The organism is Butyrivibrio sp. TB, assembly GCF_900110805.1.
Lineage (GTDB): Bacteria > Bacillota > Clostridia > Lachnospirales > Lachnospiraceae > Butyrivibrio > Butyrivibrio fibrisolvens_C.
The window spans coordinates 164,555-175,798 of record NZ_FOER01000007.1; the positions used below are offsets into that span (position 1 = coordinate 164,555).

The window sequence follows — 11,244 nt, forward strand, 5'->3', positions numbered from 1 at the left end:
TACTACTATTGTTGTTGTTTCAATGCTTGTAAATTGGCTTCACGCATTTTTGCCTGAAGCTCATGAGCTCTCTTTAAGGCTCTGGCACCGGCTGCGATCTCAGTTATCTCCTGAGTGATCCTTGCCTGCCTCTGCCTGTTATACTGGATCGATAGTTCATGTATCATCTGCTTAGCATTGTCATTTGCTGTATCCATGGCCATCATACGGCTGTTCTGTACTGAACAGAACGCCTCAACCATAGCTCCATATATATAACCTGTTACCAGTGAAGGAACTATGTTATCAAGAACGGCTTCAGGACTTGGCAGCATCAAAAACTCTTCCAAAGTAGTTGTGATACCGGCCATTTTCAGCATTTCATCGTTGTTCTTGGGTCTTTCAAGGGGAAGAAGCTTTTCAAAGTGAGTCTCACACACAAGGCTGTTCTTCATAGCAGTATATATGATATTGACTTCATCAAGCTCTCCTGCAAGATAAGGCTCAAGCACCATTGAAGATATCCATCTTGCACGTGATAATGTAGGATTCTGAGCTGTATAATGAAACTCTTCATCGACAGGAATATTTTTTCTAAGAAAATACTGCCTTCCGATCTCTCCTATCACGTACAGTTTCCAGTTATCTCCGTCTTGTCTAATATGCTCTTCCGCAAGCTTTAGGACGTTATGGTTATAAGCACCCGCAAGACCTTTATCGTCAGTGATAACGATATAGCCTCTGATCACATCTTTAGGATCCTTATCTTCATGCTGATTGAGGAAAGGATCTTTGGAATCAACCGGAAGATGTCGCATAACTCTGTCCAGCATTCCTCTTGCAGCATAAAAGTAAGGCTCTGTCTCTTCAAGCATTTTTCTGGCTTTACGGAGCTTATTGGACGCAATCATATACATTGCGTTCGTTATTTTCATGGTGTCATTGACACTTTTGATTCTGTCCTGAATTTCTTTTATATCAGCCAAATCATTGCCTCTTTAATGGGAAAAAACTTTTACTGTGCTAAATAATTTTTGTTATTTTCAAAGAACTTATCAACAGCTTTTTCTATTTCTTTGCGGAGCTCATCAGGAAGCTCTTTGCCGTTGGAAAGCTCTGAAATAACATCAGTTTCATTCTGCTCAAACCACTCAAGAAGCTTGCCCTGAACCATCTTGACATCAGAAGGCTCAACGCGGTCGAACTTGCCACTGTTAGCTGCTACAAGTGTGATAACCTGTTCGTACATAGCAAGTGGGTGACCAAGGGGCTGTTTCAAAAGCTCCATAAGCACTTTACCGTGATTAAGCTGTTTCTTGGTAGTCTCATCAAGATCCGATGAGAACTGTGTGAATACGGCCATCTCTCTGTACTGAGCAAGGTCGATACGGATAGATCCGGCTGCCTTCTTCATAGCTTTGGTCTGGGCTGCAGAACCTACACGTGATACAGAAAGACCTACGTTAACAGCGGGTCTCTGGCCTTCGAAGAACAGGTCACTTTCAAGGAATATCTGACCGTCAGTGATAGAGATAACGTTGGTCGGGATATAAGCAGAAACGTCACCTGCCTGAGTTTCAATGATAGGAAGCGCTGTCATAGAACCGCCGCCGTTTTCAGGTGAGAGCTTGCTGGATCTTTCCAGAAGTCTTGAATGAAGATAGAATACATCTCCTGGATAAGCCTCACGTCCGGGGGATCTTTCAAGAAGAAGTGACAGTGCTCTGTAAGCAACAGCATGCTTGGACAGATCATCATACACAATAAGAACATCTCTTCCGGACTGCATGAAGTATTCACCGATAGCAGTACCTGCATAAGGCGCAATGTACTGAAGAGGTGATGTATCAGCAGCTGTAGATGATACTACTACTGTATACTCCATAGCTCCCGCCTGAGTAAGTGTATTTATTATGTGGGCAACAGTAGATGCTTTCTGACCTATAGCTACATAGATACAGATTACATTTTTGCCCTTCTGGTTCATGATAGTATCTGTTGCAATAGAAGTCTTACCGGTCTGTCTGTCACCAATGATAAGCTCACGCTGACCTCTACCTATCGGGAACATAGTATCTATAGAAAGGATACCTGTCTCCATAGGCTCATTAACAGACTGTCTGTCTATGATTCCGGGAGCCGGACGCTCTACCGGATAATACTCATTAGTAGAGATAGGCGGCTTACCATCAAGCGGTTCGCCAAGAGCATTAACAACTCTTCCTATAAGTTCATCACCTACAGGAATTCCGGCTTCCTTGTATGTACGAATAACCTGACTTGACTGGGTTATATTTTCGTCAGATCCAAACAGGATACAACCAACGTGATCACGTCTTATATCCTGTACCATTCCTTTCGTTCCGTCTTCAAACTGTACAATTTCACCATAGAAAGCTCTGTCAATGCCAACTACCTGGGCAATACCATCGCCTACCCATGAAACTTTACCGACCTCTCTGCTCTCAATAGACAGATCAAAGAGATCGACATTGCCTCTAAGCATAGAAACAACGCTGCTTGAAGGATTGGTATCGTTGTGTTTGATCTTCTTAAGCTTATTACGAAGCTGCTCTGCTCTACCCTTATCACTCCAGTCATATTCATAGTTGCCGCAGCGAATGATAAATCCGCCGCCTATGGAAGGATCGAGCTGAGTAGTAATTGATATATCATCAATACCAATCTTCTTAGAAAGTATTCTTTTAATATTTTCAACTTGTTCTTGTGTTGGTGGTGTTCCGGCATATCTTACGACTGCAGTTTTGTACTGTGAGCCGGATCCGCCAAATCCACTTAAATTACTCATTTAGTCTCCTTAAGGTCCACTTTACAGGACTAAGAAAATACATCATCTTCCATGATGGTATAATTCTCAAAGCTCTTTGGGTCGTATTACTTGTCATTGCCTTTATCAAATGCATTATCAATAAATGCATCGTAAAGATTGCTGTCGCTCTCTGCTGTATGAGAATTAGCAGCAATTTTAGCAGCGGCATCGATTACGACGTCACTAAGCTCAGCCAAATACTTAGCACGCTCACGTTCAGCGTCAGCTTTGGCATGTATTCTGGCTTCCTCGACAATTGTATCTGCCTCTTTCTGAGCATTGGTTATGATCTCATTGTACTGAGCGTAGCCCTTCTCACGAGCTTCACTCATAACCTTGTCTTTCTCTGCTTCCTGCTTAGCAAGCTTATCTTCATATTCTCTCTTAAGATCAGCTGCTTTGATCCTGTCATCGGAAGCATCCTTGATCTGATTGTCTACATCTTTTTTCCTCGCCTCAAAGATCTTATCAACTTTGTTGAAAAGAAGTATACGGAAGGCAACAACCAGTATAAGCAGATTAATTATGTTATAGATTACATTCGCGTTAATGTTTAATAGTTCCATTTTCGCGTTTCCTTTCCCGTCCCCTTATTAAGCAAAAATGATCAAAAGAGCTACGATCATACCGTAGATAGCTGTTGCCTCAGCAAGAGCGCCACCCAGGATAAGAAGTGTCATGATCTTACTGCTTGCCTCTGGCTGACGAGCTACTGCATCAACTGCTTTTGCTGTTGCTATACCGATACCAATACCTGCTCCTATTCCTGTGAATGCTGCGATTGCTGCTCCAAGTGCTGTTAAATCCATACTAATTTCTCCTTTCGTCATAAGCCGCTTATATGTTACGACTATAGTGAACCCCACTTTTGGGGGCATTGCCCTTTATAATTCGGGCCAGGCTATAAAGCCTGCCGAGTAGTTTTCTGACTATATCAGATACTGACTCTTTTATTCTGTAGCCTCTTTGATATAAAGACTTGTCAGGAAGATAAATACATACGCCTGTAGGAGTCCGTCAAAGAAGTCAAAATAAACTGATAAAACTGCAGGTGCGATAACAGGAACGACTTTCTTTAAAAGCTCCATGATGATGGTCGCACCAAGTACATTACCAAATAGACGCATGCAAAGTGATAATGGTCTGATTCCGACTTCGAGAATGTTCATCGGGGTAATGATGGCAACCGGCTGGGCAAATGATTTGAGCCAGCCTCCAAATTTCCTTTTCTTGATACCGGCATATTCAACCATTGTTATACTTACAAGTGCAAGTGCAATGGTAACGTTAAGATCCATTGTTGGAGGCGTTGCCCCAAATACGCCGGACAAGTTACTTGCTCCTATAAGAACAAGTGTCACCACAAGAAAATCAGTATATTCAATTGCTGTATGTCCAAGGAATCCTCCAACAAGATTTCTAAGTCCTACAACAATAGTTTCTGTAATGGCCTGTCTTTTTGAAATGTTATAAACTTTGAGATTGGCACTCAGAATGATGCATATAAGTATTAGAACTGCCATTATGATCCACATGGTAACAGTACTGCTACTGATATTAAAGAATCCGTTACCAAAGGGAACCTCTATAACGGTCTTATCTTCACCAATAAGCTCTTCAATAAGCCCTCTGATGATCGCACCGATTCCGGAGCTTTCTGCTGCTTGTGTTTCTGTCATATCTGCCTCCGTGTATTTAACCAATTTAGAGATTTGTATTACAACATATGACCTATCATAATACAATTGGTATATTTTGTAATTTAATTATAAAAACTGATAATTACTTCTGATCTTTACCGACTGCATGTACAGCCCAGTATTCATTGTGATAATTGATGATCTTATCCGCATGTACGAATTTATCATCATTGATAAAACAGTGATCATTGACTTCATCACATACATAAGTGATACCGTCAGTATCCTCCTTATTGATACGTTCCAGCATGCTGGCAACTGTTTCGTCTCCACGACACAAATAAAAAGATAGCATCAACAAACTCCGTTTATTATAAAGCCCTTGATTCATTATTGTAAGAGGGTTTTAGATTTTTTCCCATATTCAGGTTTTACAAAGATTTTAGCTTTTATATTTGGTTAACTTTTAAAACGAATTTTCTGCCTACCAAATATTGTGTGATAATGTAACCGTCATTTTTCACAAAGGAATAGGCATATTATCATTTATACTGTGCCTTATTAAAAGCCATATTTTATTTAACTCTGTTTATTATTTATAAATTAATACTCGTCGTCATCTAAATATATCGGCAATTATCTAATATATCTTATACTTGATAAAATTTTATTGAAAACTCTTCTGTAATATGGTCTTGACTGCCTTGCAGTAATGCAGAAGAAAACCATAACTTCTGTTTTGCTCTTATAGAAAAAATATATGTCGGTATCGTAAGATTCACCAGGCGAGCTATTATCTTCACAAACAGCTTTGACGCCCTTTCTTCCGCCAACCGTCACATTTTCTAAATATTTGAAATCATATACTCCCGAAGTCTTAGCTGCATAAGTGGCAAGTCTTTCTAGCCTGTCAAGGTTCTCATACCCCCTGTAATCGCCCCTTCTCCTTGTGATACGTATTGCAGCCGGCATGAAACTATGCCTTTCGTCACTTCCCTTGGCATAATACATTACACTGTCAGGCTCTTTATCATGGAGTCTGGTCCAGTTAAAAGGGATATCATACTCAACTCCAAAATCTGTATGTGTTCTGGATCTTAATGACCTTGCCTGTGCTAATTGCCCATAAAGATCGATATGGTCAAGAGCATCGAGTACTTTCTTATTTTCTTCCTGTTCTTTGTCAAGAAGTGCCTGACTCATCATTCCAAACAAAGCATCCATGCTATTTCTGCTCAATATACCACTCCATTCTCTATGGAAAAATGCAGCATGTTGTTAAGATATCTCTCAACACATTCAAATACAACTACATCAGGGTCATAGCTTTCTAGTGAAGAATAATTGTAGTTATAATACATATCGGATTTAGAACTGTTAAAATGACATGCAAGATAAGGGAAAAGAAGTGCTGAAAAAGAATCTCCTATAATGTAGAGTTTTCTGGCATCTGCAGTTCCCTGATCAACAGTTCCTGTAAAGCTCATACCATCAGACTGAATCTCAACTCTGGCCATATGTCCGCTGTAAGCTGTTGCTATAGGAGCATCTTCCTTGAGATAGTCTCCAAGGTTGATCATTCTTGCAAGATCATAAGTATCCGAATCAACATAGACCTGCTCTACAGTATCAAGATCCGGCATTTCAAAGCCCCATACTCTTGATATGGACTGAGCCGCAACATAAGCTCCAAAGTTATTCCAGTGGGTATCATATTTAAAATATAACTGGGTTTCAGGATGCGCTTCTTTGTAAGAGACTATATCATTATAAGGTGATACGATCGTAAGGTCTGTATTCTCAGACAGATACTGATATACCTGATTGAGCCTACATTCCTGACTTACATCGCCGCACATATCAGGCATATACTCACTGTATACTCTGGACTTATTAGGGATAATTGTAACAACAAACTCTTTGCCCTGAGAAGCAAGGAAATCTCTTGCATTTGTCATATTCTCAGCAATGATCTCAAGTTCATCTATGCTGTAAAGATTGGTTCCTTCATAGTCTGCAAGTGGATCTTCATCATTGTTCTCATGTCCTACATAGAAAAGCCAGCCCTTGTCTCCAACTATTACATCATCGGATGAAGATGTATTGAATAGATAATAATCGGCCATGCTATTAATAGTTACAAGATAATTCTTGTAAGGCAGATTATCATTCATATAAGCATCAAAAAGTGTTGGAAACTCTGAAATCTGTGTGTTTGCAAGAGTCGGCATCTCTGTCATGACACGATTTTCCTTATCTGCAGTACTGCTATCGAGATATTTACCGATCACAGCATATAATACGACAGGAATCAGTATAAGGATGGTCAATATGACCATATATATTCTCTGAGTTATAGTTTTCATATATCAAGTGACCTCTGTATATTTATTAGAATCTAAAATAAATAAATGGATTGTAGGTATCGTTAGCAAGAAGCAGTATACAATACAGAAGTATTATAAATAAATATATGGCTTCTATACTGCTATTCTTCCACTTGGCAGAAATAGTCTTAAGACCCTTGATCTCAAATAGCTTCTGAAATGGTCCTGCAGCTATGATGCCAATTACCAGAATGATCACAGTCTTAACAGAAAGGATCGTACCAAGGATAGCTCCTGATACTCCGTAGTTAAAGAAAAGGACCATCCTTTTTATAAAGGCAAGTGCAAAGTGAATAGAATCTGCTCTAAAGAACACCCAGCCTATAACTACTACAATAAGGCTATAGATGGTTCCAATTATCCTGGACCTTGACAATATCTTGCCAAATCCCATTCTTTCGATAATCAAAAAGAACCCATGATAAAGTCCCCATATAACAAAGGTCCAGCTTGCGCCGTGCCATAATCCTGTGACAGCAAACACGATGATCAGATTAAGATAGGTTCTGTGTATACCTTTCCTGTTACCTCCAAGAGGAATATACAGATAATCTCTGAACCATGATGAAAGTGATATATGCCACCTGCGCCAAAATTCCTTGATTGATGCAGATATATATGGATAATTGAAGTTCTCAAGAAATTCAAAGCCAAACATCCTGCCAAGCCCTATAGCCATGTCAGAATATCCGGAGAAATCATAATAGATCTCAAGCATATAACATATTGCAGCAAGCCATGCCATTGCGCCGCTTATCTGCGCAAGATCCATAGCGTAGATTGTATCAACAACCTGGGCCAGTACATTAGAGATTATGACTTTCTTGCCAAGACCATAGATAAAGCGTCTAAAGCCTGTAGCTCTTTTTTCAAGGCATACATTCCTGTCAAGGATCTGCTCTTCTATATCCTTGTACTTAACAATAGGTCCTGCAATAAGCTGAGGGAAAAAAGATATATACAGGGCAAGGTTTATAAGGCTCTTCTGCGCCTTGTACTGTCCCCTGTAAAGATCGATTATGTAGCTCATAGCCTGAAACGTAAAAAAAGATATTCCGATCGGTAGCGAAATATCATATCTAGGAAGTGTTATAGGAAGAATACTGTCGATGGTTCCAAGAAGGAAATTACAGTATTTAAAGTATCCTATGATCCCAATATTTCCAACAAGTGATAATACAAGGACTTCTTTCTTGTGTTCTTCATAACGCTCCATCATAAGTCCCAGTCCCCAGTTCATGAAAACTGAAGCAAGTAGTATAAGTAAATATGCGGGTTCGCCCCAAGCATAGAACAAAAGACTGAATACCAGCAATATTATATTAATAGCTTTAATATTGCGAACGATCAGACTTAGCACAAATACTATGGGCAAAAAAATCCATAAAAATGTCATGGATGAAAAAACCATAAATGTCTCCTCCTGTCGGTTTGATAAACCCAATAAATTTTAGCATATATAATCCGAAAATGAAACATCAGCGGGATGCTCATATGGTGAAATACCACTAAAGTTCTATGATGCATATAATATGTTATTTCTATGATCGTTTTTTGGTATAAAAGTGAATTGTCAGACAATTACAACTACAATATATTGTGTTTTGAATATTTGGTCAACACAATGTGTTAGAATTTTTTATTAAATCCTTTTAATTTGCAGTATATTGTATTATTAAAACTGTTTTTACAGACATTTTATCTTTTTCACGAAAATTGATTGACAATAGTACGTGTATCTGTTATATTAAAGTTACTTAATACAAACGGGTACGACATAAGCGAAGAAAGAGTGGCTTACGCTTCACTTGGACGAGCAATAAAAGTGTCAGATCGTATTTTTGATTCATGAAAGAGTGGCTTATGCTTCACTTGGACAGGGAATCGGTTCGGACGTAAAGAGGAAGCAGTGTGACTGTTCGATCGAATGCTGAAGACCAAGAAAATATGATCCCCGTTTCAGAGAATTAAGTATTATAACAAAAGCGACGATTCTAGATCGTCGCTTTTGTTATTAATTTAGGCTTCGCGCTTACGGGGATGGCAGTATATAAACCATTGCCATGCTGTTAATCGTTTTATAATTCATGGCATGATATCTGGATCTTTTCATTCTGGGGTCCGAAACTCGCTTCGCTCAAACATACGGACCCCGAGCAGAATGAAAAGCTCCATCTATCACGCTCATGAATTATATAAAACAATTAAAAGCATGGCGATGGTTTATATACTGCCATCCCCTGTGAAGTCTTTGAAAATCTGCACTGTCCAAATTAAAAAAGTTGAATTATAAATATATAATCTTAAGCAACTTTTTCACCAAGCATTCTGAAATCCAGTAGGGCAGACGCTCTCCTGCTTTTATTTTTGCCATCTGTTGTCTGATTTCACCTGCGCACAAACTTCTCTCCTTCATAAATCCTCACCGGATTCCCTCTCTGTATCTGTGCGTGCTTGGCCCAAGCCACAGCCTTCTGACTATCTCTACTTGCAATATTTGCATTCTTAAGGATTGCAGATAGCTTTCTAAGTGCATCCTGCTTGTTCATGTACTGGCTTCGTTCTTTAGTGGATGTTACGGTTATGCCGGTTGGCAGGTGTGTTATTCTGACTCCGGATTCAGTCTTGTTTACATGTTGACCGCCGGGGCCGCCGCTTCGGTAGCTTTCGATGTTGATGTTATCAGGGCTGACCATTTCATCAACTTCGTCTGTTTCGGGGATGATGCTTACGTCGACGAACCAGTTTTTTCTCTTATGATCGGGGCGGTATTTGCTCTTACAGATCCACTCCATTGTTCCCTGAAGGTCTGACAGATCCTGACTTGTTGTAAAAATAATTGATGAGTAAGTTCCTTCTACTTCGCCTTTATTACAGGTAATCTTCTCGATATCTGGATATTCTTTTTGGAGGGCTCTGAATATGCCACCTACGGCGGCTCTGCATTCAATTGGCCCCATACCTGAACTTATCTGCATTATCAACGCTCTTCACCTCCCTTGTAGTTATAAACTGGAGTCAGGATATTCGTGATATCCACAGAGTCTTTCACTGCTTCTTTGATATAGTCAATATTTCTATAAGCAAAAGGGGCTTCGTCAAGAGTTTCTTTACTGATGCAGGTTGAGTATATGCCTTTCATAGTAGCTTTAAACTCTGAAACTGTGTGAGAATCAAGAACTTCTTTTCTTGAAGAGATCCGGCCGGCTCCGTGAGGGGCTGAGTAGTTCCAGTCTTTATTGCCTTTGCCCTTGCCAATGATAACACCGTCTTTCATGTTAATGGGGATGATGACGTCTTCGTTTTCTTTGGCTGAGATAGCGCCTTTTCTAAGAATTGCTGCGCCAGTGCTTAGATCAATATAATTATGGATGCAGCTCTTTTCTTCAATGGGCTTCCATTTCATGGCTTTGCATATCTCTTTTATCATGATACGGCGATTTAAATCTGCGTATTCCTGGGCGATCTGCACGTCGTGAAGGTATGCCTTAAGGCTATCGCCTGTAAGGTAGGCAAGTTCTATGGGTGCGTCTTTGCCGATATCTTTTAGATGCTGATGGGCGATCCTTGAATAGTACTCGGCTACTTCTTTGCCCAGGTGCCTGCTTCCGGAGTGGACGATGAGGTAGCTGTCGCCGTTTTCATCTTCGTCGATTTCGATGAAGTGATTGCCTCCGCCAAGCGTTCCAAGGCTAAGGAGCGCTTTTTCTTTTCTCACATGCTTATAGCAGATGAGGCTTTCAAAATCGAACTGGGTGGCCATATTATGGGCGGCGCCCCTTATCTTGAAGCCTGCGGGGATTTTGCCTTTGATGACGGTGTCGAGTTTCTGGTACTCTTTCTTGATCCTGCCGAGCCTTATCATGGTCATTCCGCAGCCGATGTCTATGCCGACAAGGGATGGGTTCACGGCGTCTGTTATGGTCATTGTAAGTCCTATGGGGCCTACTTTACCGGGGTGTACGTCGGGCATGACGCGGATGGTGCTGCCTTTTGCAGCTTCATTATCGGTGATCATCTGGATCTGCGCGAGGGCATACTGCTCAATGTTTTCGCCAGGTGTATCTCCTATGCACATGATCCGTAAGCGCTAAATTTTCCGGTGGGTAACACATCCACCGCAAAAATATTATTAGGTACAAGGGCTTTTGCCCATAAAATATACCCCAGCCTCGTAGGAGACTGGAGCACCTTGACAATTCACATATGATAAAGATTACAGTGCATCGAAGATTGCATTCTGATGTTGACGATGGAGTTCGTCCAGAGCTTCTTTGCATTCAGGATTCCATGGGCAAAGCTTCTCAAGATCTTCATCGCTAGTTAGAGATGTTGGACATTTCATGAGAAGATATTTCAGATAGTAGTAAACATCAACACCATTAGCTTTAGCTGTCTCAACAATGGA

Annotated in this window: 12 protein-coding genes; all 12 read right to left on the reverse strand. The window is 40.4% G+C overall.

The window, feature by feature from the left end; translation table 11 throughout:
* Positions 1-5 precede the first annotated feature (5 nt).
* Positions 6-965, reverse strand: a complete 960-nt coding sequence (atpG, locus tag BMX21_RS06670; protein ID WP_092042600.1) for an ATP synthase F1 subunit gamma — start codon at positions 963-965, stop codon at positions 6-8.
* 29 nt (positions 966-994) lie between these two features.
* Positions 995-2,788, reverse strand: a complete 1,794-nt coding sequence (atpA, locus tag BMX21_RS06675; RefSeq protein ID WP_022752793.1) for a F0F1 ATP synthase subunit alpha — start codon at positions 2,786-2,788, stop codon at positions 995-997.
* A gap of 86 nt (positions 2,789-2,874) precedes the next feature.
* Positions 2,875-3,375, reverse strand: a complete 501-nt coding sequence (locus BMX21_RS06680; protein ID WP_022752794.1) for an ATP synthase F0 subunit B — start codon at positions 3,373-3,375, stop codon at positions 2,875-2,877.
* A gap of 27 nt (positions 3,376-3,402) precedes the next feature.
* Complete coding sequence (gene atpE / locus BMX21_RS06685; RefSeq protein ID WP_022752795.1) at positions 3,403-3,618, reverse strand: ATP synthase F0 subunit C; 216 nt, start codon at positions 3,616-3,618, stop codon at positions 3,403-3,405.
* 141 nt (positions 3,619-3,759) lie between these two features.
* The gene (locus BMX21_RS06690) at positions 3,760-4,488 is read right to left on the reverse strand and encodes a F0F1 ATP synthase subunit A (protein WP_022752796.1); all 729 of its coding nucleotides are present in this window, start codon (positions 4,486-4,488) and stop codon (positions 3,760-3,762) included.
* Positions 4,489-4,591: 103 nt separating this feature from the next.
* Entirely contained in the window at positions 4,592-4,804 is a 213-nt protein-coding gene (locus tag BMX21_RS06695) for a hypothetical protein (RefSeq protein ID WP_092042604.1), read from the reverse strand.
* 281 nt (positions 4,805-5,085) lie between these two features.
* Positions 5,086-5,688 (reverse strand): hypothetical protein, encoded by a 603-nt coding sequence (locus tag BMX21_RS06700; protein WP_143057213.1) that lies wholly within the window; start codon positions 5,686-5,688, stop codon positions 5,086-5,088.
* Positions 5,685-6,815 (reverse strand): alginate O-acetyltransferase AlgX-related protein, encoded by a 1,131-nt coding sequence (locus BMX21_RS06705; protein ID WP_022752799.1) that lies wholly within the window; start codon positions 6,813-6,815, stop codon positions 5,685-5,687. The genes BMX21_RS06700 and BMX21_RS06705 overlap by 4 nt, the downstream gene beginning before the upstream one ends.
* Positions 6,816-6,840: 25 nt before the next feature.
* Positions 6,841-8,247, reverse strand: a complete 1,407-nt coding sequence (locus BMX21_RS06710; RefSeq protein WP_092042610.1) for an MBOAT family O-acyltransferase — start codon at positions 8,245-8,247, stop codon at positions 6,841-6,843.
* A 976-nt stretch (positions 8,248-9,223) separates the two neighbouring features.
* Positions 9,224-9,820, reverse strand: coding sequence for a peptide chain release factor H (gene prfH, locus BMX21_RS06715; protein WP_092042613.1), 597 nt, complete (start codon positions 9,818-9,820; stop codon positions 9,224-9,226).
* Complete coding sequence (locus BMX21_RS06720) at positions 9,817-10,914, reverse strand: RtcB family protein (protein WP_092042615.1); 1,098 nt, start codon at positions 10,912-10,914, stop codon at positions 9,817-9,819. Before BMX21_RS06720 ends, prfH begins: the two co-directional genes overlap by 4 nt.
* Before the next feature lie 138 nt (positions 10,915-11,052).
* The coding region (locus BMX21_RS06725; RefSeq protein ID WP_143057214.1) for a transposase domain-containing protein at positions 11,053-11,244 on the reverse strand (192 nt) is incomplete at its 5' end.